A 23,887-nucleotide genomic window follows, 5' to 3' on the forward strand; every position below is an offset into this window, starting at 1 on the left:
CGGTACGTTCCAGGCCTCAGAGGCCGTAGATGCTGTAAATGTGCTTCCGGATGTGTGCGAACAGGGCCTCCTTGCCGCCGCTGTCCGCGAAGTCGAGCTCAAGCGACGCGGCCCAGGCCTGGAGGAACGCCACCTCGCGTTCGGCCATGGCGTCGGCCTTAGGCGTGGTTTTCACCTCCCCCTTCTGAGCGGCCTCCCCCCAAGCGTGCTGGACGTAGGCTTGCTTCCACGACTCGACCTTGGCGCGCGCTTCCTCCCGGCGCTCCGGACTCTCGTTCTTGTTGTTCATCACGGCCCGAACTGCTTTGCGCTCCTTGGCCGGTATTCCCTGGCTCGTAAGGTAGCGGGCCTCGCTGACGCCCGTCATCTTCTGCAGCTCGGCCGGCCCCAGCCCCTCCTGTGCGGCGAGCTTCTGCATGCGTCGAGCCAGCGCGTCCGGATTGCTGTAGGTGGGTCTCAGTTCCTTGAACTTGAGTGCGAGATTGAGTTGCCGGGCCTCACTCTGCGCCCCTCTCGGTGCCAGCGGCAATTTGTTGACGGCTTCGTTCAGGTCGTTCATTCCGGCGGCGCGCTGTTTCTCGTTGAACTTGCTGGAGTCCGCGGTCGCGGCCTTGTAGGCCATGGCTCGGTAGACGACGTCGCTGGGCGAGCGGTTGTGCTCCACCGCGCCGAGGGTGTGCAGGAACACCCGCCTGCTGTCCGGGATCGCGTCCACGCCCTGCGGTGCGGGGCCCCCACCCAGATCGGCGAGCATCGTACGGGCGATCTTCTCCTGTTCCGGTCCCGGCATGCCGTTGAACATGTTCGGATAGTCGTCCGGGAGTTGCTCCTCAACGCGGCCGTGCGGTACAGCCCTCTGATTGCGTGGGCTGTTGAACCCCTGTTTCAGTCCGGCGGTCGCGCCGTTCGGGCCTTCGACCGTCTGGTGGCTCCCGTCCGGGAAAGCCTGCTGGCGGAACTTGTTCGCCATGGACACGGAATCGATCCGGTCGCCGGTGGATATCCGCTTGTTCTGCTGGTCGTACCCGATCTGCCCCGTTTCCTGCAGGTGCCGGGCGGAACCCCGGACCTCGTCCGCGACTGTGCGGATGAAGTTCAGGAGCTCGGTGCGGTCGAGCTCCACCCCTGCGAGCGCGACCTTCTCCGGGTTCAGCAGTGCGCGGATGACGAACTGCGGAAGGCCGCTCAGTTCGAGCCCGCTCAGCCGGTACCAGGCGCGAAGCCCCCGCAGCACGGCGCTGAGGACCTGCCTCCGGACTCCCTTGCCGAGGAGTCGCGTCAGACGGGGTCGCAGGCGCGCCACGATCAGGTCAAGGCGCTGCTGCTTCGCCTGGGGCGAGTTCTCGTGGGCGCGGCGCTGGGCGCGTTGCTGCTGGCGCTTCTGGTGCCAGGCACGCAGGCGGTCGCGTTGCTTGCGGTAGGCGTCGCGGATCCGGTGGGCGCCGTTGGTGAGGGCGCGGCCGAGCTTGCTGTTGAGGAGTTTGCGGCCGAGGGTGCGGGCGGCCGTCCGCACCCGGTTGAGGGCGGCCTTGACGGTCTGGCGGGAGGCGTTGAGGGCGCGGCCTACGGGGGAGGTGGGGTGGCGGCGGGTGGTGGGCTTCGGGCGGGTGACCTCGCGGCGGGGGCGTCCGGTGCCGACGGGCTGGTGGCGCTCCGCGTGCCGGACGGTCTGCCGGGCGGGGCCCGTCCGCGTGGGGCGGGTGCGGCCGGGGGAGGGCCGCCGCCGCAGGGACTGGGTGGCCCGGCGCAGGCTCGCCCGGGCCTTGTTGACGGCCCGGCCGGCAGCCTTGCGGGCGCCCCGGCCGGCCCTCGCCAGGCCCTTGAGGATCTTCTGTGCGATCCCCTTGAGCTTGGTCCCGACCGCCTTCCCCGCCCCCTTGAGCTTGCTGAGCAGGAAGTTGGAGATGAAGTCCAGCAGCGCGACCACGCCCGCCGCGACCGCGTCGGCGAACAGGCAGGCGGCCGAGCCGGACTTGACCGCCTTGAGGAAGGTGACGAACTTCCCGATCGCGGCGACGATCTTGCTGATGGTGTTCCACGCCGCCACCAGGCCCTGGATGATCGCCATGATCGCGCCCGCCGCCGGCACGATCAGCGACACCAGCTTCTCGATCACGATCGAGACGATCATTCCGGGCAGTGCGGCGACGATCGCCTGCCAGGCCATCCGTCCGATCTGGGCCATCGAGATGCAGCCCTTGACCAGTACGTTGACGATGGTGGAGGTCAGGCCGACCACCGACTCGACCTTCTCGTTGAACCACTGCTTGACCGCGCTCTTGATCGCACCCCACAGGTAGTGCTGGATGCCGTCGACCGCGGCGGTGCCGAGCTTCTTCAGCCAGCCGCCCGGGTCGGAGGCGATGTCGCCGATCAGGACCGCGAACTCGCCGAAGACCGCGATCGCCTTCTGCACGAAGTCGATGGCGTCCATGACGGTCTTGCGGACCGCCTCGATCGCGGCCTTGAGCCCGGCCTCCAGCGCGTCGAGCAGCGCGTTCAGCCCGGCCGCCAGCAGGTCGAGCAGCTTGTTGACGGCGTTCTTGAGCTTGTCCGCCCACTCGTTGACCTTGGCGACGGCCTTGTCGCGCCACTCCTCGATCTTCTTGCGGAACCTGTCCCGCAGTTCGGGGAAGGCCGCCAGCAGCACGTCGCAGATCTTGATCAGCGCGTCCGCGAGCTTGTTGATCAGGTCGACGGCGAACTTCCGCGCCTGGTCGATCGCCCAGTTCGCGAACTTCCGGAAGCCGTCGATGATGTCGTTGATCAGGCCGCGGAAGAAGTCGAAGACCTTGGTGACCGCCTCGACCAGCGCGTCGAAGGCCGCTTTGACCTTGGACTTGACCCAGCCCCACCAGCCCTCGGACTCCTCCTTCTTGCGGTCCTTCTCCTTCTGGGCCTTCTCCTCGGCCTCCTTCCGCTTGTCCTGGATCTTCTGGTTGTCCTGCTGCTGACGGTCCTGGACGTCCTTGTCGGCCTCGGTGCGTTTTTTGCCGATCTGTCCGGTCTTGTCCTGGTGCTCCGCAGCGGAGTCCTGGTCCGCGGTGGAGACCTTCTGGTCCTGCTCGGTGCGCCACTGCTCGCGTTCGGCCCGGACCCTCTCCGCGGCCTCGCCCCGCTCGCCGGCCTGGGCCTGGGCGTTGTCGGCGACCTCCTGGTCGATCTCGGCCTGGTTCTGGCGCCGCGCCTCGGCCTCGCCCTGCTTCTGCTCAGCCTGGGCGGAGCCGATTCGGCCCTGCCCCTGGCCGACCGCGGCCTGGATCTGCGGTCCGCGTTCCTGCTGGGTGACGATGCCGATGCCCGGCTTGGTGCCGGCCGCGCCGCGCGCACCGGCGCCCCCGTGCCTGCGGCCGCCCCCGGGGGCGGAGGCGGTGAGGGTCTCCTTCGGCACGTCCGGGTAGATCCGGTCCTCGCCCATCGGCTTGGCGGCGTCCTCCCGGCCGACGCCGAGGATCCTGGTCGAGCTCTCCTTGAGTTTCGTGGCCTGCCGGTCGGTGCGCGCCGGGTCGCTCTCCCCGGTCAGTTCGACCTTGGGCGCCGGGCCGACGGTGGTGTTCAGCGCCGGGTCGGTCGAGGGCACGCCGTCGACCGCGACCTGGGCCTGCTGGACCTCCTGCGGCGAGACCTGGTTGCCCGGGTCGTCGGCGACGTGCGGCGGGGCGACCCGGTCGCCGGGGTTGCGGCCCTCGACCTTCTTCTCCTCGGCCTTCTGCTGCTCGCCGTCCGCGCCCGGCGGGCCGACCCGTTCCAGTCGCTCCGTCACCGCCTCGGCGGGCGGCGCGGCCTCGGGTGTGCCGGACTGGGTCTGCGGGGCTCCGGACGGGCGCCGGACGGTCGGCGGGGCGGACTGCAGCCGGGCGTGCTGCTCGCCGACCGTACGGTCCACCGAACCGTCCACGCCGTCCAGGGTGGTGGCCATCTGATCGGGCGGCAGGCTCGCGGCGGTGGCGAGCGCGCTCTGCGGGTCCTGGCCGGAGACGTCGGGCGGGGCGGGCTTCTGCTCCTGCTGGGCCGGGCCGCCCCCGCCGCCGCCGGCGGCACAGGCACCGCCGGCGGCGTCCGGCTCCGCCTCGGTGGTGGGCTGCTGCGGGCCCGCGCAGGCGCCGCCGCCGGACTCCAGGGAGGCGTCCGGGGCGGGCTGGGCGGCGAGCCCGGCCGGTGCGTCGGCCTGCTCGGCCGCCGGGCCGGGGGCGGTCTCGACGGCGGTCTCGGGGGAGTCCGCGCCGGGTGCCGCTTCGGGCCCGCCGGTGTCCGGGCCGGCGCCGTCCCCGTCCGGGCCGTCCCCGCCGACCGGCCGTGCCGCAGTGGGCGCGGCCGTGCGCTCCGCGCCGCCCGGCTCGGGCGAGGCGGCCGGTTCGGCCTTGCGCGCCTCTTCGGACTCGGCGGTCGCGTCGGGCTGGTGCGGTTCCGCCGGGGCGGGCTCGGCGGCGGCCGGCGTCGGGGCGGCCGGGTTCGCGGTGGGTTCGGGGCCGATCTCCTGCTCGACCGGCTGGTCCGGCTGGAGGTCGCGGGCGCTGCGGTCCTCGGCCTCGGGGGTGGGGGCCGGTTCGGGGGCGGCGGGCGGTGCCGCCCCGGGCTGCGCCTGCTCCGGCGGTGCCGCCGCAGGCTCCGCGTCCTCCTCCGGTCGGCTGTCCCGCTCGGCCTGCACCTGGTCGGCCTTGGTCGCGGGCGGTTCCGGGAACTCCGGGGCCTCGGCGTTCCCGGCCGGAGTGCCGTCCGATGACAGGCTGATCCGATCGGCCGTCGGGACGGCCGACACGTCGAGGTCGGACGAGGGCAGGAAGTCCCCGGGCGAGAGCTCCGGTCCGGCGTCGGCCGGCGCCGGCTGCCGGTCCTGCTCCTTGCCCGGTCCGTCCTGGACCTCGGACTCCGCGCCGGGCTCCATGCCCAACGGCCGTTCCTCGTCCGGGGTTTCGGCCTTCTCGTGGTCTCCCGCCAGCAGCCCGTGCCGGGCCAGCGGACTGTCCTCGGCCCGGGCGACCGCGTCCAGGCGCTCGGGCTTGACCGGCGCGGGTTGCGGCAGCGGACGGGCGGCGGGATCCTGCGGCTTCGTACCGGCCGAGGGCTGGGCGGCGGGGTCGGGCCGCCCGGCGTCCGGCAGCCCGGCTTCGGGTGGGCCCGGCACGACGGCGGCTCCGGGCTGGGCGGCGGCCTCCTCGGCCGGCGCGGGCGACTGCTCCGGGCCCGCCTCCGGGCCCGCCTCCGGGCCCGCCTCGGGGGCCGCCTTGGGGGCCGCCTCGATGGTCGACGGCTGCGCCTGCCCAGGAGGCTGGGCCTGATCGGCCTGCGGCTGCGCGGCCTCGCCCTCCGCGGACGGTGCCTGCTGCTCGTCCTGCCGTTCGTCCTGCCGCTCGCCCCGCTCGTCCGGGCGTTCCGCGTCACCGTGACCCTTGCGGCGCCTGCGCCGCCCCTTCAGGTCGGCCGACTGCCGTGCCTCCTTGTCGAGTTGCCGCTGCCGGTCCCGCTCGCCGCGGTCCTTCCGGTCGGTCCGCTCCTGGTCGTCGGCGGTCCGGTCAGCGGCATCGGTGACCGGCTCGGGTGTCTGCGGGCCGTCGAGGTCGGCCGGGCGGTGCTCGGCGGCCTCGACCAGCTCCAGCACCCGGGTGTAGTCCGAGGAGGGCAGCCGGAGCTCCAGCCGTTCCAGCACGGAGGCCTGCAACTCGGGGGCGAAACGCGCGAGTTGCCAGCGGACGCGGCCGGCGGAGTCGGTCGGGTCGCCGCGCAGCGAGCGCAGGATGCCGGCCGCCAGCCGGTCGACCAGGGTGGCCGGGTCGAGCCGCTCGGTGCGGAACCGGTCGGCGTCGACGGTCGCGTAGCGCAGCCATCCCGGCGTGGCACCCGGTGTCGCCGCCGTCGGCCGGTCGTCGCGCGCGCCGTGCTCCGCCTCCCGTTCGATCGCGTCCAGCGGCAGGCTGACCGCGCCCAGGTCGCGGCCGGCCCGCAGCGCGCCGAGCGGGTTCGGGGCCTGGACGGTGTGCAGCAGCTCGTGGGTGAGCAGCCGCCGGCCGTCCTCGGCGGCGGGCCGGTACTTGCCCTCGCCGAAGAAGAGGTCCGGGCCGACGGCGACGGCGTCCGCGCCGATCAGCTCGGTCAGCGCGGCGGAGTCCCGGTCGGTGTGCACCCGGACCCGGCTGAGGTCGTGCCCGAGCCGCGCCTCCAGCTCGCGGCGCACGCCCGGGTCGAGCGGCTGGCCGGCGCCGGAGACGATCTCCTTGGGCTCGGGCGTACGGGCCTTCGGCGCCCGGGTCCGGCGCCGGGCCGCGCCCTGCCTGGTGTCCGGTGCGGAGTCCTTGGCCGCGACGGCGGGTCGAGTCATGTCCGCCCCCGTCCCGGCGGTCGGCCACCGCCGGACAGCCCGGCGTGCACGGCGCGGGCGAGCGCCTCGCCGAGCCGCCGCGGTGAGGTGCCGGCCGGGAGCGGCGGCAGCCCGGAGAGCAGGTCCAGCGTGCGGTCGCCGCCGACCGCGAGCGGCACGCCGCGCGCCTCGACCAGGCGGGTCAGTTCGCTCCGGAACGCCGCCGCCAGCCGGTCGTGGTCGAGGTGGGGGAAGCCGTCGAGGACCAGCTCGCCGATCTCGACCTCGATCCGCCCGGCACCGCCCGTCCCCTCGCCGCCCCGCTCGATCCCGGGTCCCTCGGTCAGATCCATCCGCCGACCTCCGAGGGCGTCAGCGAGCGCTCCAGCTTCAGGTACTCGGTGCGCGCGGCGGCCAGCAGGTGCCGCATCTGCATCGGGCAGTCCTCGTCGGCGGCGAGGAAGGCGGCGGACAGCGCGATGTTGCGGATGGAGCCGCCGGCCACGGTGAGCTGGGCGAGCCGCTCCGGGTCGAGGTCCTGGCTGGGGGTCTCCTTCGGGATGACCCGGCGCCAGATCTCGGCGCGCTCCGGCACCCCGGGGAACGGGAAGTCGACCACGAACCTGATCCGCCGCATGAACGCGGGGTCCAGGGCCTTCTTCATGTTGGTGGTGAGCACGGCCAGGCCCCGGTAGGCCTCCATCCGCATCAGCAGGTAGCTGACCTCCAGGTTGGCGTAGCGGTCGTGGCTGTCCTTGATCTCGCTGCGCTTGCCGAACAGCGCGTCGGCCTCGTCGAACAGCAGCAGTGCGCCGCCGCGTTCGGCCGCGTCGAAGACCCGTCGGAGGTTCTTCTCGGTCTCGCCGATGTACTTGCTGACGACCTGGGAGAGGTCGATGACGAACAGGTCCACGCCGAGCTGCCCGGCGACGACCTCGGCCGCCAGCGTCTTCCCGGTGCCCGACCCGCCGGCGAACAGCGCGGTGACGCCGAGGCCGCGGCGCAGCACCGACTCGAAGCCCCACTCCTGGTAGACCGTGCCGCGCCGGCGGACGTGGGCGACGATCTCGCGCAGGATCGCGCGCTGGCGCTCCTCCAGCACCAGGTCCTCCCAGCCGGCCCGCGGCTCGACCCGCCGGCCCAGCTCCTCCAGGGACATCCGGGCCTCCGTCAGACCGGCGTGCCAGGCCAGCGGGCTGATGTCCCGGCCGTCCTCGGCCGCCCGCCGGGCCGTCGCCGCGGCCGACCGGATCACATGGCCGGGCAGTGAGAACTGCGCGGCCAGCGCGCGGAGTTCGCCCTCGGTGATCCCCGGCGAGCCGTCCAGTTCCGCGGCCCAGATCGCCAGCTGCTCCTCGGGGCCGAGCGGGGGTACGGTCAGCCGGGCCCGGTCCGAGGCCCCCTCCGCCGGGAGCTCGTCGCCGGAGACGACCAGCGGTACCGCCAGACTCGCGAGGAAGGCCTCCGTGCCGTTCGGAGACCGCGGGTGCTCCCGGCCCGGCTCGCCGCCCTCCACCAGCAGCGCGGCCGGGATCAGGATCGCCTCCCGCTGCCACAGCCGGGCGAGCTGCTCGCGTTCGGCGGGCTCGGTGGGCAGGTCCTCGCGGTGCGCGGCGTAGAGGCCGAGCCCGGCGCGGTGGGCCGCCGTCGCCGCGATCTCCCAGCGGGTGCGGCGGTCGGCGCCGGTCAGTTCGGTGTGCGGCGGGCCGGTCAGCCCGGCCGCGGTCCACCCCAGGGCCAGCTCGGCCGCGCACCGCTCGTGGGACTCGGGCAGCTCGCCGGGCGGCCCGACCCGGGTGAGTAGGCCGTGCAGCCGCACGTCCAGGTACGGCACGCCGACCAGGAAGTGCAGCACCCGCTCGTCGATCCGCAGCCGGGAGGCGGTGAGCGCGGTCTCGTCGTCCAGCTCGACCAGCCGGAAGCGGCGCAGCGGGCCGACCGGGGTGAGGGCGCTCCAGTGCGGCTGGTCCAGGGCGGCGAGGGCGAGCGAGAAGGTCGGGTAGGCGCGCCCGGGGTCGCCGCCGGCCGCGGCGCACCGGGCGGCGGCGGTGGGGTCGATCACGGGAGCGGCGGCCAGGACGAGGACGTCGCGCTCGAACGGGGTGAGCCCGAAGGAGGCGCTGAGCGCGTCCAGGGCGGTGGTGGGCTGCCGGCGCCCGCCCCGGCGGCCGGTGGGCATGTCCGACGGCGTGGGTTCGCCCGCGTCGCGGCCGGCCGCGTGCGCGTCGACGCGGTCGAGCACGGCGGCGACCGCGGCCGACAGCGCCTGCCGGTGCGGCTCGTCCGCCGGGCCGTCGCGGCCCTGCCGTCGACGCGTGCTCATCTGGGTCCCCCGTCCTGCGGTCAGTGCGTCAGGTCCACGACGGGACCGCTGAACGTCCCGTCGCTCGACACCGTCAACTCGCTGGGCACGCCGTCCACCTGGACCCGGGCCAGGTAGGCGGTCGGGCGCACGCCGGCGACCGGCACCCGGACCTCGTACGGGTCGGTGCGCGGCAGCGGCGGCGCGGGTGCGCGGAACTGGTGGCTCGCCCCGGGCCGCCCGGCGGGCGGGTGCAACTCGTCCAGCAGCAGCAGGACCTGCTGGTCGTCCCGGAGCGGCAGGTCCAGCCGGACGTCCAGCCGGGCCGAGACCCCGGACGGTCCGTCGCCGCGGTCCGCCGTGCCGATCGGCCCGACGATCCGCGGCTGCCGGGCGAAGGTCTGCGCGTTGGACTCCAGCGCGAGGTGCTCGGCGGCGGGCCGGCCGTCCAGCGCCAGTCCGTGCAGCACCTGCACCTGGTACACGCCGGGCGGCAGGTCCTCCGGGACGGCGACCACCAGGCGGTCGTCCCGGACGCCGCCCGGGTCGACCGGCACCCGCCGCTCGCCCAGCCGGGCCACCACCAGGTCGGCGCGCAGGCCGGTGCCCTCCAGCACCAGCTCCCGGTCCTTGGTCACCGGCCCTTCGGCGGGAGCAGAGGGGGACCCGGCGGGCCGGGAGAGCACCCGCTCCACGACCGGCCCGCGGGAGGGCACGGCCCGCACGGTGCGGCGCAGCACCGGCTTGCCGGCCACCGGATCGACCCTGCCCTCCACGAAGACGGCGGCGGCCTGGTAGGTCACGGACAGCGCGTACGGCGTCTGGAGCAGCGTGCTCCACAGCTTGGACAGCTCCTCGACGTCCATCGTCGTGGGCGTGAAGCGCACCCGCTGCGGCGAGGCGGCCAGGTCCGTCCCCACCAGGTACGGCTGGGCGGCCGCCTCCTCGATCAACTGCCGCGACAGCACCGGCTGTTCGGTCAGTGCCCGGACCACGCAGCCGAGCAGCCGCTGGCCGACCAGCTGGGACTCCTCGCCGTAGCAGCTGATCAGGTAGTGCAGGTCCAGGGCGGCGGCCGGCCGGGCCAGCACCGTACCGTCCGTCGCGCGGGTGGGCGCGTCGCGGTTGCGCAGCGAGGCGTTGGCCGTGACCTGGTAGAGGAAGACGGTGATGGTCGGGTCGGCGGGCGGCTCGGTCGGCGGCTTGCGGGCGCCGACCTCGACCGCGAACGGGATGTCGGGCGAGAGCGCTCGGGTGATGAGCAGCCGCAGCGCCTCGCTCACGGTGGCGATCGCGAGGTGGTTGCTCACGGGTGCGCCCCCTCGGTCATGTGCCCCACCCGCCCGCTCATGTGCCCCAGCTGCCCGGTCATGTGCCCCACCCGCCCACTCATGTGCCCCAGCTGCCCGGTCATGTGGCCCACCCGCCCGCTCATGAGGTCTCCCGGTCGAGGTACTTGCCCAGGTCGAGGGCCGGGCCCGGGCGGGTGGCCGCCGGCTTGGGCGGCCCGGCCGGGGTGCGCTGGGCGGCCTTGACCTCGACCCGCCCGATCTGGACCCGCACCACCCGCTCGACCGGCCGCTGCCGGCGTCGGGTCCCGGTCCCGTGCGCCTGGCCCGCAGCGGCTGCCCCGGCGGCCCGCCGTGCGGACGCCGGTACGGCGGCGGCCGGCCGGACCGGCGCGGGCGGTGCCACGGCCGGCGGCTCGGGGGCACCCGCCCGGTGCGGTGCGGTGACGGGCGTCGGTACGGCTGCCGGGCGGGCGGCCGCCCCGCGCACCGCCGGCTCGACGGCCGGTGCGGCAAGGGGGGTGACCGGCGGCGGGACCAGCAGCGGCGTGCGCGGCAGCGGAAGGACGGGTGCGACAGCCGGCCGGTCCTCACCGGCCACCGCCCGCAGCGCCCTCTCGACCGGCACCGCGGGCGGTGCCGCCGGCGTCCGGGGGAGCGGCACGGGAACGGGCCGCCCGCCCGGGCGGCCCGGCCCGAACGACTCCTCGTCCACGACCGGCGGCGCCGGAGCGAGCGCGTCGAGCCGTTCGAACGGCCCCGGCAGGCGCGGGCGCACCCGTACCCCGGCCCGGTCCCCGCCCGGGCCGCCCTTCGCCACCAGGCGGTCGAAGTGGTCAGGCATCTGCACACAGCTCCAGGTAGTAGCGGCGCCGCAGCGGGCTGAGCGCCAGGATCTCCGCCTCGCTCCAGCCGTAGGCGGTGGCCAGGAGGTGGACGTCGAGCAGGGTCGCCCGGGCCCAGTCGTCCAGCTCCTCCCAGAGGTAGGAGGCGATGTCCAGCTCGGCGAGGGCCTGCTCGCCGCACTCGGGGCAGCTGAGGTGCAGCCGGACGTCCGCCCAGGGGTCGGCCGCGGCCGCGGCCTCGGCCACGCGCCGCTGGACCGGTTCGGGCAGGTGCCGGGCGGCGACCGGCTGCCCGCCGTGCTCGGCGGTCAGCACGCACCGCTCCAGCACGACGGCCCTGGCCTGATCCGCGGGGGCCCGCTCGGCGGCGGCCAGATCGCCCGGGGTGGGCAGCCGGAAGCCGACCTGCCAGCCGTCCAGCTCCACCCGCAGCGGGCCGTCCGCCGGCCGCGCGGCACCGACCACCTGCCCGGAGTCGAAGGCGAACTCCATCTCCTCCGCGCAACTCGGACAGCCGACCCGCACGTTGAGCAGTTCGCCGAACAACTCGGCGCGCAGGCCGAACAGTTCGGCGTCCCGCCGGCCGAGCGGCACGGCCAGCAGCTCCGCCGTCCCGGTGCCCGGACGGGCGACGGTGTGCAGCAGCAGGGCCCGCCCGGTGCGGCCGGCCGCCAGCCCGGCCTCCCAGGCGGCCAACAGGTCGGCCTCGCCGGCGAGTTCCATCGGTCGGCCGCTCAGGCCGGCTGCTGGAACGAGGGCTCTTCCGGCTCGGGCGTCTCCTCGTCCCGCTCCCAGCCCTCCACCTCCAGCTTGAGGCTCTGGATCGCCACCGCGTTGGCGTTGGCGTCCAGTTCGCCGAGCACCTGGTACTCACTCGGCCAGGCGCGGTACAGCTTGTGGGCGACCGCCACCTGACCGGCCTCGTTGAGCACCTGGATCACCAGGTCCTTGCGGAAGTCCCGCAACGAGACCTCCGCCCCGCGGCCCGCGCCGACCATCCAGACCTTGTTGGCCCAGCGGTCGAACTCCGGGTCGTGGGTGACCCCGCGCTCCAGGGTGACCGCCTCGAAGTCGGTGCGCCCCGGCGACTTGCGCGGCGCGCTCGGATCGCCCCCGCTGCGGTGCTTCACCACCTCGGTGGTGCGCTTGAGCGGGCTGATCTTGCTGATTCCGGCGACGACCCGACCGTCCCAGACGACCAGGAACTTGAAGTTCTTGTACGGATCGAACCGGTGCGGATTGACGGTGAACTCGACCATGGAGATCCTAAACCTCGAACTGTCCGGCGAGCTGCTCGATCTTGACGATCACGAATTCCGCGGGCTTGAGGGGCGCGAATCCGACCACGACGTTCACCACACCGCGATTGATGTCGTCCTGCGTGGTGGTGTCCTTGTCGCACTTGACGAAATAGGCCGAGCGCGCCGACGTGCCCTGGAACGCGCCCTGCTGGAACAGCGAGTGCAGGAACGCGCCCACGTTCAGCCGGATCTGCGCCCACAGCCGCTCGTCGTTGGGCTCGAACACGACCCACTTGGTACCGCGGTAGAGGCTCTCCTCCAGCATCAGCGCCAGACGCCGCACCGGGACGTACTTCCACTGCGAGCTGAGCGCGTCGGCGCCCGCCATGGTCCGCGCGCCCCACGCCACCGGGCCCACCACCGGGAACGTCCGCAGGCAGTTCACCGCGAGCGGGTTCAGCAGGCCGTTCTCCCGGTCCGTCAGCGGGACGGTCAGCGCGCGCACCCCGGGCAGCCCGGCCTCGGTGCCCGCGGGTGCCTTCCACACGCCCCGCTGGCCGTCGGTGCGCGCCATCACGCCGGCGATGGTGCCCGACGGCGGGAAGCTGCGCAGCCGGCCGGTGAGCGGGTCGACCAGCTCCAGGTGCGGGAAGTACAGCGCGGCGTGGTCGCTGCGCACCGAGTCGAAGGCGGACAGGCCCGCCCGGGCGGCGTCCAGCGTCGTCCACGCCTGCGGCGAGTCGACGATCAGGAACATCCGCTGCTCCACGCAGAGTGCCTGGGCGGCCGAGACGACCGTGACGGCGTCGTCCACGCTGGCGTAGCCGGCCAGTTCCGGCAGCACCAGCAGGTTGACGTCCGGCACGTCGCGCAGGGCCTGGATGCCGGTCTTGCCGGCCTCGCTGCCGATCAGGTCCGTCATGCCGGGGGCTCCGCCGTCCTGGCCTCCGGCGAGGGCGAGGACCGGCGGGTTGACCGAGCCCTCCAGCCCGAGGTTGTTGGCGGCCTCACCGAGGAAGCGCACCACGTCGGCCGGGTCGGTGGAGCCGGCGACGACCTGGAGCTGCCGCCCGAACACGCTCACCCGGGTGCCCGCGAAGGCCCGCTTGCCCGGGGCGTCGGGTAGGGCCCGCAGCTTGCGCTCCAGCAGCAGGGCGAGTTCGGGGACGGTGGTCGGCGCGGTGTCGTCCGCGGCCGGGTCGTAGATCCTGACGGTCCGCGAGACGTCGGCGATCTTCACCTGGATCTCGTGGGTGAGGTCCGGCAGCGTGGCCGCGAAGGGCTTGGAGACGGTGCCCACCGGGTCCGGTCGGCTCTCCGTCAGGACCTTCACCCGGACGACGCCCGAGCCGCTGTTCACCACCGTCTCGGCGAACCGGGGGCTGGCGGCCCGGACCGACAGGTCCGCGAAGGACTCCCGGACGGCGCCGGAGGTGTCGAAGACCTGGAGGTTGAAGGTCTCGGCCGGGGTCGGCGTCCGGTAGTCCACGGCGACCCGCAGCCCCCCGCCCCAGAGCCCCGGTTCGACGGCCGTGACCTCCAGGGCCGGGGTGGCGGTGGAGGACTGCGTCGAGTTGAGCGTGACGCCCGCGGCGGCGCCGGTGCCGGCCGCCGCGACCCGGACCACGACCCCGACCGAGCCCCCGTTGAGGAAGAACTGCTGGACGGCGTAGCTGACCGGGCTCTGACTCGCGAGGCCGCCGAAACGGCGTTCGAAGTCCGCGAAACTGGTGATGGTGACCGGCTGGTCGAGCGGGCCGCGCCGGGTGGCCCCGACGAAGGCGGTCACCGAGGTGCTCACCGCGGTGATGGTGCGGACGCCGCTGGGAAGCTCTTCGATGTAGACGCCCGGGTAGGTCGGTGTCGTCGGCAATTCCCCCTCCGTTCACTTCGTGCATCAAGAGACCGTGGAATGGGGTCCGGATGCATTGGTGGCAGGCTCAGTCTCAGATTCAGGTGACAATTCGTCAAGGCCTGAACTTGAAAGGCTAATTGTATTACTGGGCCTGTTTTCGGGGTTGCGGAATTTGGCGTTCCGCAACCCTTGTGCTGGGGCCCGTCAGCCGCCCTCGGGCAGGTTCCGGTAGTCGGGTCGGGCCGGCGTGGGGTCCGGCGGCGTCGCTGCGGGTGCGGGCGCCGGTGCCGGAGCTGGGGTGGGCGCAGGTGCGGGCGCGGGCGTGGGTGCGGCCGGTGCCGGTGCCGGTGCCGGTGCGGGCGCCGGTGCGGCTGGCGCAGGCGTGGGTGTGGGTGTGGGTGCGGGGACCGGCGGCTGGTAGGACGGCGGCCGGGCGGCCCCCAGGAACCAGCCCCAGCTCGCGCCGAACCGGTGCTCCAGGAACCGGAACGCGGCGTAGTAGACCGTGCCGAAGCCGGTGACCAGGGCGGAGGTGACGGAGGCGTTGTCCAGGTGGATGCCGAGCCGCGCGGCCTGCACCACGAGGAACGCGACGATGTAGGGCACGCACGTGCGCCACAGGGACAGGGCGAGTTGGTACATCTGTCCTCCTCGGCCGGTGTCAGCCGACGACGGTGAAGCCGTGCGTCTGGCCGAGCCGGGTCAGCGAGTTGATGCCGGGTATGCCGTCCGCCTGCTGCCCGCTGTACCCGTACCGGCGCTGCAGCTCGGCGTAGGCGTCGACGGTCCTCGTGCCGAACGAGCCGTCGGCCCACTGCCGGTCGAGCAGCCCCTCGGCGACGAGCGCCTGCTCCACCGTGTACACGTCGTCGGGGTGCGTGGTGGCGCCCTGGGCCGCGTCCGGGTCCTGGCGGGCCGCCGCGACGACCCTCGACTTCGACACCTCGGCCAGCGGGACGGCCCCGCCGAGCAGCCGGCGCAGCGAGGCCTCGCCGGGCACGCCGTCCGCGTCCCCGCCGGAGTAGCCCAGACTGCGCTGGAAGTCGGCGTAGTTGAGGGTGTCGGCGTCGGTCCAGTCCGGGCCGGGGCCCTGGCCGTAGTGCGAGCCGAAGTCCGCCGCCACCAGCGCCTCGCCGACGAGGGTGACCTGCGGACCGTGCGCGCCGTAGCCGTACGGCAGGCCGCCGACGCTGTTCTGGTACCGGGCCGGGGTCGGGTCCGGGGCCGGGTCCGGCTGCGGCGCGGGCTGCTGGGGCGGGGTGTTCGTCGTCCCGGACGGGCGCGGCGCACCCGACGTCACCCAGGCGTACAGCGCCGGGCCGGGGCAGTCGGTCGAGTAGCCGTCCTGGTGCCCCTTGATCTCCGGGCCCGCCGGGCCCTGCTGCTGGCAGTACTCGATCGCGTCCCGCAGCCCGTTGAGCTGTTCCGGGGTGGGCACGGTCGAGCCGGAGGAGCCGACCAGTCCGCACACCGCGTAGTGCGCCTCGTTGAGCGGGACGTCGCCGTTGGCGCTGTTGCGCCGGTTCAGCCCGCGGCCCTCGAACACGTGGCCGTGCTCGCAGACCACGAAGCTGTAGCCGATGTCCGACCAGCCGTCGTCGTCCATGTGCGAGGCCTGGAGGCGCCGGACGTAGGCCGGGCAGGAGTCGTGGGTGTCGAAGGTGTACGCCGTGCCGAGATAGTGCACCTTCACTCCGGCGCGCGGACCGGCGTACGGGATCGAACCGTTGGGCTCGCGCCAGGGCCGCGCGCCCCACTGGTCCCGGGGCACCAGCTGGAGCCCGGGCCAGTCGGGCGACTGCGGCCCCGGGGTCGGGGTCGGCGCGGGAGGCTCGGGGTCCGGGGTCCGGCCGGTGCCGGCCCAGGCCCGCAGCTCGTCCAGCGAGCCGTTGAACACGTCCGCGTCGAGCGGGTCGTCGCTGTACTGGTGGAAGCGCCAGGAGGCCTGGATGCGCGGCGAACCCGCGGACACGTAGTCCGCTATCCACAGGAAGTCACCGGCGTTGTCGTCCGTCCGGAACCAGTAGTCCCGGTTGGTGTAGAGCCCGACCAGGCGGTCCGGGTAACGCTGCTTGACCGCCGCCAGCCACCGGTTCTTCGCCTCGGTCGCGTCGCCGTCGCCGACCGACTGTCCGTACGGCTCGAAGTCCAGCACCAGCAGCTCGCCCGCGGGCACCTGCCCCACGACCCGGCAGAAGTGCTCCACCTCGCCGTCGACCGGGTTCTCCGCGTGCAGGAAGTGGTAGTGCCCGACCACCAGCCCGCGCCCCCGGGCGTCCGCGAGCTTGTCGATGTACCCCGACTGGCCGGTGTGGCCGCCTTCGGTGGCCTTGATGAAGACGAACTCCGCGTCCCCCGGAATGCCCGACTGGAAGTCGGAGACGTCATAACCCTTCGCGTATGCCATCAGGATGCTCCCCCTTTGCGCCGATGGCAGCCACGGCCGGCCCGGCCCCATCCCCCGGGGCACGCGACGCCGGCCAGGGCGTCATGTTCACTCCACCTGAGAACTGACTGAACGTCAACTCCGTTTATTTGAAGGTGTTCTGTGGGTTCTGCGGGCCTCCTGCGGTGGTCTCGTCCGGCAGTCCTGTGCCACTGGCACATCCGCCGGACGACACGCCGCGGCGAGGGGGCGTTCGGGGCCTGTCCGGTGGTCATGGGGCCGTGGTCGGGCGGGCTGGGGCGGCGCCCCGGCTGAGAGTTGCGGAGCGGATGTGCTCCAGCGCCCGGGTGTCGTCGGTTCGGGGGCGACGCGGCCGGCGGCCTGGCGGGCGGCCTGCCGCAGGTCGAGGACGCGGCGCGGGCAGCCGGTGCCCGGGAACGATGCGGCAAGGTCCGCGACGGCCTGCAAGCCCGTCGCGCTCCCGGCCGGGCTGTGGGCCGGGCCGGGAGCGCGACGGAGCGGGCGGCGGGCGGTGTCGGGGAACGGGACGTGCGTGCCGGGCGGTGTCAGGAGTCGGCGCAGGCCTTCCCGATCTCGCTGGCGGCGTCGGCGATCGGCTTGAAGTCGGGCTGCCGGCCCTTGGAGACCTGGTCGATGGCGGCGTTGACGGCCTTGGACAGCCGGTCGGCCGCCGGGTCGATCTTGTCCCCGCCGTCCTGGCGGAGCTTCCTGGCGTCGTCGGCGACCTTCCGCAAGGCCTCGACGGTGTGGTTGCGGCGGCTCTCGTCGGAGAGCTGTCCCACGTTGACGGTCGAATCGGCGGGGTCCTGGACGTCGCCGGTCAGGCTGATCGCCCGCTTTCCGCAGTCCAGGGCCTTGTCGGCGTCGCACGCGGTGAACAACGGGGCCGCCAGGAGCAGTACGAGCGTGGTGGCGGCCAGACGGTAAGACTTCCTTGTCATGTCTCTATCCCTCCCGCCGTATCAACGCCACTGCGCCGTGCGGAGGTTCCGGAAGCTCCGGTGAACCGTTGGGAAAGTCTTTGCCCACTGCGGAGGATGAGTCTCCGTCACATGGCGCGAGGAGTTCGGGGTGTTCACCCCACGGGTGCTGTCCGTGGGGTGAACACCAGCACGGTCACTACCGGTCGGCGGACTCGGAGAGGTCGCGTACCAGCCGGGTGATGGTCGGGGCGGCCACCGCGTGCGCGTCGGCCGCCCGCAGCACGGCGCCACCGATGGCGTCCAGCTCGGCCGGTCGGCCGGCCTCCACATCGCGCTGCATCGAGGACTTCATCGCCTCGGGCAGGCGGTCGAAGGAGGTGAGCAGGGCCTGCGCGTCCGCCGGCGCGCCGACCGCCCGGGTGACAGCGGCGATCTCGTCCAGCACCGCGAGGAGTTCGGCCCGGTGCTCGGTGCGTACGGTGCCGATCCCGCTCGCGTGGCGGGTGGTGAGCAGGGCGAACGGGGCGAGGAAGGAGAGCTTGCTCCACAGCATCGCCGTCTCGTCCTCGCGCAGCGTGACGTCCAGCCCGGAGTGGCGCAGCCGCTCGGCGAACTCGGCCACGGAGGCGTCGGGTTCGGCGGTGGCGCCGAGCTCTACGGCGGCGAACGGGCTGGTGTGCTCGATCCTCCCGGGCGCCGTCCGGGTGGTCTCGATCCGGATCGTGCCGGCCACCACCCGCCCGGCCGGGTAGCGTTCGCGCAGCAGCGCCATGTGGTCCAGGCCGTTGAGCAGCGGCACCACGATCCCGGTGCCGAGCACCTCCGGGGGCAACCGGTCGAGCGCGGCGGCCAGCGCCGTCTCCTTGACCGTCACGAAGGCCGCGTCGACCGGCTCGCGCAGCTCGGTCGCGGCCTCGACCCGGGCGGTGAACTCGCCGAACCGGCCGCTGCGGACGTGCAGTCCGTCCCGCCCGATGGCGGCCGCGGTCTCCTCGCCGGCCAGGCAGACGACCCGGTGGCCGTCACGGGCGAGCAGCGCGCCGATCAGTCCGCCGACGCCGCCCGGTCCGAGGACGGCGACGGTCAGGGGGGTGGTGGTCATGGTGACTCCCGAGGGTGGGTGGATGGGGGGAGGACGCGGAGGCGGAGGGCGGGCCCGGCTACGGGGCCTCCCAGAAGAACCGGCCCTCCAGACCGTCCGGGCTGAGGAAGCCGAAGCCGTTGCCGTAACCGAAGTTGAGGAAGTACGGATCGCCGTCGTCCGGGGCGTCCGAGAGGCCGAAGAGGTACTGCCAAGGGGCCGGGACCCGGGCCCGGCCGTTCGGGTAGGACGGGTCTCCGCCGAGGTGGTCGTGCGCGTGGTCGCCGTCCGGGAAGGGCACCTCGGGGCCCTCGTCGCGCAGGTACCGCTGGAAGGCGGCCCGCTGGTCCATCGCCCGGTCGACGCCGTCCGACAGCGGCACCACGTCCAGGTGGTACTCGACCGGGGTCCGCTCGCCGTCGGGCTCGCAGCGCCAGAGCGTACGGCCCCGGGTACCGGGCGGGCCGATCACGGCGAACGGCGGGATCCGCCCGCCCGGCTGGACGAGCAGCAGGCCGTCGCCGCGCTCCGGATCGAGGCCGCCCATGATCTCGTCCTCCTCGTCCAGGAAGAGGTACGCCAGCCGGCCGGGCTCGCCCGGGACGGGGAACTGCCCGATGAACACCAGCGGCTCACCGGTGCTGGGGTCGAGCGGCCAGGTGGGCTCGGCCAGCCAGCACGGTTCGCCGCCGAGCTTGGGGACCGGTGCGGTGATCGGCTGCTCGGCCGGGCGCGGGGACAGCTCCCGGCGGGGCAGGAAGGCGGCGTCGTGCGGACCGGTGGCGGTGCCGGTCGGGAGGGGGATCATGCGGCGGCCTCGGGGGGTGCGTCGTGGTCGGCGGGGGTGGGGGCGGGGGCGGGGAAGGGGACGGGGCCGAAGCCGGAGGGGAACGGCAGCTGGCGGCGCGGCTCCCGGTGGTGCGGCTCGCGATGGTGCGGCCCCCGGTGATACGGCTCGTGGCCCGAAGCGGGCTGCCGGACGCCGTGGCCGGGCAGCGGGTGGATGGTCACCGGATCATGATTCCCCGTCGGGCGGAGCCGGCGGGAGGCGGGGTGGGGCGGGCGGACGGGGCGAGTGCGCCGCCGGGCCGTGACGGGGGCTGCCGCGGCCGGTGGGCGGGCGGTCCGGTGCCGGTCCCGGCTGTGCCGCTGCGACCGGGGCCGAGGGACGTAGCACCACCTGCGGGGTTCGGTTTTCCGAACCCCGGATTCGGGTGCCAGCACAATCGATCTCCCGGCCCCGGACGCCCACGATGGAGGGCATGAACGCGATGACGACGGCCGCCACCACGGCGGCGAACGACGAGCTGACGGGCGCGGCCCTGAGCGGGGTCGGGCTGCACCGGGAGTACGGGCGCGGCGCGGCGGCCGTGCGGGCGCTGCGCGGGGTGTCGGTGGACTTCGCCCCCGGGACGTTCACGGCGGTGATGGGGCCGTCGGGATCCGGCAAGACCACCCTGCTGCACTGCCTGGCCGGGATGGACCGCCCGACCAGGGGCACGGTGCGGTGGGGCGGCACCGAGGTGTCCGGGCTGCCCGAACGGCGGCTGGCGGAGCTGCGCCGCACCCGGGTGGGGTTCGTGTTCCAGGCCTTCAACCTGATGCCCGCGATGACGGTCGTGCAGAACGTGGAGCTGCCCGGGCGGCTGGCCGGGCGGCCGCCGGAGCGCGGCAGGGTGCGGGAGGCGCTGGCCCGGGTCGGGCTGGCCGGGCGAGAGCGGCACCGGCCCGGGCAGCTGTCGGGCGGTCAGCAGCAGCGGGTGGCGATAGCCCGGGCCCTGGTCTCCCGGCCGGAGGTGCTGTTCGCCGACGAGCCGACCGGCGCGCTGGACCGCGCCACGGGGCAGGAGATTCTCGGCCTGCTGCGCGCGGGCGTCGACGCCGACGGGCAGACGTGCGTGATGGTCACCCACGACCCGGTCGCCGCCGGGTACGCGGACCGGGTGCTGCTGCTCGCCGACGGCCTCCTGGTGGACGAGCTGATCAGGCCGACGACCGCGCAGGTCGGCGAGCGGCTGAGCCGGTTGGGCGGGTGAGTGAGATGAGTGGTCCCGTCCTGAGTGGTCCCCTCCTGAGCAGTCCCGTGCTGAGCCTCTCGGTGGGGCAGATCCGCCGCCGACCGGCCTCCTTCGCCGGGCTGGGAACGGCGCTGTTCCTGGCGGTGGCGGCGGTGACGCTGTTCGGCTCGCTGGTCGCCGCGCAGGTCACGGCACCGGCCGCGGTGTCGCGGACGGCGGTGTCCGGGCCGGGCCTGGTGCTGATCGCCGGCGCGTTCGGCGAGATCGCCGTCCTGGTCGCGCTGTTCGTGGTGGTCAACGCGCTCGGGTTCACCCTGCGCCAGCAGCACCGGGACTTGGCCCTGCTGCGCACCGTCGCGGCCACGCCCCGTCAGATCCGGCGGGTGGTGCGCGCGCAGGTGGTGGCGACGGCCCTGCTGGTGGCCGGGCCGGGCGGCCTGGTGGGCTTCCTCGCCGCCCGGGCCTTCCTCGCCGCACTCCAGCGGCGCGGCATGGCGGCAGCCGGGCTTCGCATACCCGGCGCGCCGGTGCCCGCGCTGGTCGGGCTCGGAGTGGCGCTGCTGGTCGGCCTGGCGGCCACCGCCGTCGCGGCCCGCCGGATCACCCGGCCGGCCCCGGCCGTCGCACTCACCGAGGGCGCGGGCGCGCCACGGCGGACGGGCGCGCCGCGGCTGCTCGCCGGGGTGGCGGTGCTCGTCGGCGGAGGGCTGCTGCTGCGACTGGCGGCGAGCCGGCCGGCCGGAGAGCTGGACAAGGCGGGGCAGGCCGCGCTGCTCGGCTCGCTGGTGCTGCTGGTCGCGGTCGGGCTGCTGGGGCCGGTGGCGGCACGGGGCCTGGCCGTCGTGCTCGGCGTCCCGGCGCGGGCGCTCGTGCCCCGGGCCGGCTGGCTGGCGGACGCCAACCTCCGTGGCTACGCGGCCCGGCTCTCCTCGGCGGTGGTGCCGGTCGCGCTGCTGGTCGGGCTCTCCGGCACCATGCTGACCCTGACCGGCACCGCCGAGCACGTGGCCCGGGCGACGGGCGCCGCGACCAGCGTCACCAAGGAGAGCGACATCTGGCTGCGCGAGGTGGAGCTCGGACTGCTGGTCTGCTTCGCGGCGGTCTCCACGGTCAACACCCTGGTGGCGCTGACCGCCGACCGGCGCCGCGAGTTCGCGCTGCTGCGCCTGGTCGGGGCGACGCGGCGGCAGCTGCTGCGGATGCTCGCCCTGGAGGCCGTCCTGACGACGGCGATCGGCGTGCTGCTGGGCGCGATGGTGGCGGCGGCGGCCTCGGGGGCGTTCAGCCTGGCGGTGACGGGCTCGGCGGTTCCGGTGGTGCCGTGGGCGGCGTGCGCCTGGGTGGTCCTGGGGGCGGCGGTGCTCACCGTGCCGGGGATCGTGGGCACGGGCCTGTGGGCGGTCGGTGGCTCGGCGGTGGCGTCGACGGGCGGGGAACGGGGGTGAGAGGAGGGAAGCGCAGGTGGACGTCGGCGGTGGGCGGGCCGCCGGGTCGGTGTCGCGGTGGTCCGATGGGTCGTCCGGACGGAAGGGCAGGCGGGTGCGGTGGTCGCAGGGCCCCTGGTGGATGCTGGAGGCCGGTTGGTGGGTGAGTCGGCGGGTGAGTCGTGAGGTGGACGGTGGCTGAGGGGCGGCGGTACCGGTCGGTGCGCGGCGGTGAACTGGCCTTCGCGGTGCTCGGGTTGCCGCTCGGGGTGCTCGGTGGGGTGTACGCCGTCGCGGTCCTCTACGCAGGGGTGCTGCTCTCGCTCACCGTGCTGGGCCTGCCGTTCGTGGTCGCCGCGCTGCTCGGGACGAGGAGGCTCGGCGGGCCGCACCGGTGGCTGGTCGGGCGGCTGCTCCGGGAAGAGGTGCCCGCGCCGCCGCCGTTGCCGCGCCCGTCCGGGGTGTTCGCCCGGGGCCGGGTGGTGCTGACCGACCCGGTGGCCTGGCGGACACTGCTCTACCTCCTCCTGCGGCTGCCGCTGGGCGTGCTCGGCTTCCTGGCCGTGGTCGGGCTGCCGCTCGGCAGCGTCTGGCTGGCGGGCTTCCCGCTCTGGGTGCGGATGATGGAGCCGGGCCCGAGGTCGATCGGCCTGCTGGACCTCGGAGCGGTCCTGATCGGCCTCGCCATGCTGGCCGTCGTCCCGGCGGCGGTGCGGGTGCTCGGCGGAGCGGACCGTACGCTCGCCCGTGCCCTGCTCGGGCCGGTGCGCTCCCAGCAGCGGGTACGTCAGCTGGAGCACGCCCGGGCCACCCTGCTGGCCGAGAACACCGACCGGCTGCGGCGCCTGGAACGCGACCTGCACGACGGGGCCCAGGCCCAGCTGGTCGCCCTCGCCATCACCCTGTCGCTCGCCGACGAGGTGTTGGCGGAGGGCGTTCCCGGCGGGGGTGTCCCCGCAGGGGGCGGGCCGGCCGGTTCGGGCGGGCCCGACCTGGGGCGGTTGCGCACCCTGGTCGACCGGGCCCGTGGGCAGACCGACGACGCCATCGCCGGTCTGCGCCGACTGACCCGGGGCATCCACCCGGTGGCGCTGGACGGCGGGTTGGCCCAGGCGCTGCCGGGGCTGACCGCCACCGCGCCGGTGCCTGTCGACGTCCGGCTGGAACTGCGGGAACGCCCGGAGGAGGTGATCGAGCGGGCCGTCTACTTCTGCGCGGCCGAGCTGTTGAGCAACGTGGCCAAGCACAGCGGCGCGCGGTCGGCGGAGCTCACCGTGACCGCGGCCGACGGAAGGGTCCGGCTGACCGTCCGCGACGACGGGCGCGGCGGCGCCGCGATCGGTGCGGGCACCGGGCTGGCCGGCCTGGCCGAGCGGCTCGCGGCGGTGGACGGGACGCTGCGGGTGGACAGCCCGCCGGGTGGGCCGACGGTGGTCGGGGCCGAGCTGCCAGTGCGGCTCTGACGGGCGGTCGCGACCGGGGCCGTCGGGACCGCGGCCTTCGGAGGCGCCGCCCTCGGAGCCGTCGCCTCAGGGGGTGCCGCTCTCCGCGAGGTAGGCGAGCACGGCCTTGACCCGGCGGTTGTCGGCGTCGGTCGCGGGCAGGTCGAACTTGCCGAACACAGCGGCCACGTGCTTCTCCACCGCCCGCTCCGATACCACCAGCAGCGTGGCGATCGACCGGTTGGAGTGCCCCTGCGCCATCAGCTCCAGCACTTCCCGCTCGCGCGGGGTGAGCGCGTCCACCCGGCTGCGCCGACCGCCGTGCATCAAGCCGTTGACGATCTCCGGGTCGAGGGCCGTGCCGCCCGCGGCGACCCGGTGCAGGGCGTCCACGAACTCGGACGTCCGGGCCACCCGTTCCTTGAGCAGGTAGCCGATGCCCGCCGCGCCGTCCGCCAACAGCCGTGCCGCCCAGGCGGTCTCGACGTGCTGGGAGAACACCAGGATGCCGACCCCGGGCAGAGCGGTCCGGATCTCCACCGCGGCCCGGATGCCCTCGTCGGTGTGGGTGGGCGGCATCCGGATGTCCACCACGGCCACGTCGGGTCGGTGCTCGGTGACGGCGGCCACCAGCTCGGGCGCGGTACCGGCGGTGGCGACCACCGCGCACCCGCGGGCGGTGAGGAGTTCGACCATGCCGTCCCGGAGGATCACCGAATCCTCGGCGAGGACGACGCGGAGCTGCTTGTCGATCATGCCGTCATT

The 23,887-nt window shown here is 74.4% G+C and carries 18 protein-coding genes; 3 read left to right on the forward strand and 15 right to left on the reverse strand.

Annotated elements, in window-relative coordinates:
* Nucleotides 1-16 precede the first annotated feature (16 nt).
* From ACFWP2_RS10150 to ACFWP2_RS10215, 14 genes are all read right to left on the reverse strand, one after another.
* Entirely contained in the window at nt 17-6,316 is a 6,300-nt protein-coding gene (locus ACFWP2_RS10150) for a DUF4157 domain-containing protein (RefSeq protein WP_380449873.1), read from the reverse strand.
* Nucleotides 6,313-6,648, reverse strand: a complete 336-nt coding sequence (locus ACFWP2_RS10155) for a hypothetical protein (RefSeq protein ID WP_380449874.1) — start codon at nt 6,646-6,648, stop codon at nt 6,313-6,315. The genes ACFWP2_RS10150 and ACFWP2_RS10155 overlap by 4 nt, the downstream gene beginning before the upstream one ends.
* Nucleotides 6,639-8,618, reverse strand: coding sequence for an ATP-binding protein (locus tag ACFWP2_RS10160; RefSeq protein ID WP_380449875.1), 1,980 nt, complete (start codon nt 8,616-8,618; stop codon nt 6,639-6,641). Before ACFWP2_RS10160 ends, ACFWP2_RS10155 begins: the two co-directional genes overlap by 10 nt.
* A gap of 20 nt (nt 8,619-8,638) precedes the next feature.
* Nucleotides 8,639-9,907 carry a DUF4255 domain-containing protein gene (locus ACFWP2_RS10165; protein ID WP_380449876.1) on the reverse strand — a complete coding sequence of 423 codons (1,269 nt, stop codon included), beginning with the start codon at nt 9,905-9,907 and terminating at the stop codon, nt 8,639-8,641.
* 121 nt (nt 9,908-10,028) lie between these two features.
* Nucleotides 10,029-10,730: a hypothetical protein gene (locus ACFWP2_RS10170; RefSeq protein WP_380449877.1), complete on the reverse strand. Its 702-nt coding sequence runs from the start codon at nt 10,728-10,730 to the stop codon at nt 10,029-10,031.
* Nucleotides 10,723-11,454, reverse strand: coding sequence for a hypothetical protein (locus ACFWP2_RS10175; RefSeq protein ID WP_380449878.1), 732 nt, complete (start codon nt 11,452-11,454; stop codon nt 10,723-10,725). Before ACFWP2_RS10175 ends, ACFWP2_RS10170 begins: the two co-directional genes overlap by 8 nt.
* Nucleotides 11,455-11,465: 11 nt before the next feature.
* Nucleotides 11,466-11,990, reverse strand: a complete 525-nt coding sequence (locus ACFWP2_RS10180) for a phage tail protein (protein WP_049649365.1) — start codon at nt 11,988-11,990, stop codon at nt 11,466-11,468.
* 7 nt (nt 11,991-11,997) lie between these two features.
* On the reverse strand, nt 11,998-13,845 hold the full coding sequence (locus ACFWP2_RS10185; protein ID WP_380449879.1) for a phage tail sheath family protein: 1,848 nt from the start codon (nt 13,843-13,845) through the stop codon (nt 11,998-12,000).
* Between the two features lie 186 nt (nt 13,846-14,031).
* The gene (locus tag ACFWP2_RS10190) at nt 14,032-14,469 is read right to left on the reverse strand and encodes a hypothetical protein (protein WP_380449880.1); all 438 of its coding nucleotides are present in this window, start codon (nt 14,467-14,469) and stop codon (nt 14,032-14,034) included.
* 19 nt (nt 14,470-14,488) lie between these two features.
* Nucleotides 14,489-16,234, reverse strand: coding sequence for a peptidoglycan-binding protein (locus tag ACFWP2_RS10195; protein WP_380449881.1), 1,746 nt, complete (start codon nt 16,232-16,234; stop codon nt 14,489-14,491).
* Nucleotides 16,235-16,779: 545 nt separating this feature from the next.
* On the reverse strand, nt 16,780-17,175 hold the full coding sequence (locus tag ACFWP2_RS10200) for a hypothetical protein (RefSeq protein WP_380449882.1): 396 nt from the start codon (nt 17,173-17,175) through the stop codon (nt 16,780-16,782).
* Between the two features lie 178 nt (nt 17,176-17,353).
* Nucleotides 17,354-18,259 (reverse strand): ketopantoate reductase family protein, encoded by a 906-nt coding sequence (locus ACFWP2_RS10205; protein ID WP_380449883.1) that lies wholly within the window; start codon nt 18,257-18,259, stop codon nt 17,354-17,356.
* 58 nt (nt 18,260-18,317) lie between these two features.
* Nucleotides 18,318-19,046: a hypothetical protein gene (locus tag ACFWP2_RS10210; RefSeq protein WP_380449884.1), complete on the reverse strand. Its 729-nt coding sequence runs from the start codon at nt 19,044-19,046 to the stop codon at nt 18,318-18,320.
* On the reverse strand, nt 19,043-19,249 hold the full coding sequence (locus ACFWP2_RS10215) for a hypothetical protein (RefSeq protein ID WP_380449885.1): 207 nt from the start codon (nt 19,247-19,249) through the stop codon (nt 19,043-19,045). Before ACFWP2_RS10215 ends, ACFWP2_RS10210 begins: the two co-directional genes overlap by 4 nt.
* A gap of 260 nt (nt 19,250-19,509) precedes the next feature.
* Between ACFWP2_RS10215 and ACFWP2_RS10220 the strand changes: the two genes are divergently transcribed.
* The 3 genes from ACFWP2_RS10220 (at nt 19,510) to ACFWP2_RS10230 (ending at nt 23,143) form a co-directional block, all read left to right on the forward strand.
* Complete coding sequence (locus ACFWP2_RS10220) at nt 19,510-20,274, forward strand: ABC transporter ATP-binding protein (protein ID WP_380449940.1); 765 nt, start codon at nt 19,510-19,512, stop codon at nt 20,272-20,274.
* Between the two features lie 5 nt (nt 20,275-20,279).
* Entirely contained in the window at nt 20,280-21,701 is a 1,422-nt protein-coding gene (locus ACFWP2_RS10225; protein WP_380449886.1) for an FtsX-like permease family protein, read from the forward strand.
* Nucleotides 21,702-21,874: 173 nt separating this feature from the next.
* The gene (locus ACFWP2_RS10230) at nt 21,875-23,143 is read left to right on the forward strand and encodes a sensor histidine kinase (RefSeq protein ID WP_380449888.1); all 1,269 of its coding nucleotides are present in this window, start codon (nt 21,875-21,877) and stop codon (nt 23,141-23,143) included.
* A 66-nt stretch (nt 23,144-23,209) separates the two neighbouring features.
* On the opposite strand, the gene ACFWP2_RS10235 is transcribed toward ACFWP2_RS10230, so the two are convergent.
* Complete coding sequence (locus tag ACFWP2_RS10235; RefSeq protein ID WP_380449889.1) at nt 23,210-23,878, reverse strand: response regulator; 669 nt, start codon at nt 23,876-23,878, stop codon at nt 23,210-23,212.
* Between the last annotated feature and the right edge of the window lie 9 nt (nt 23,879-23,887).

Origin of the sequence: Kitasatospora sp. NPDC058444 (assembly GCF_042721415.1) — a bacterium.
Classification (GTDB): domain Bacteria; phylum Actinomycetota; class Actinomycetes; order Streptomycetales; family Streptomycetaceae; genus Kitasatospora.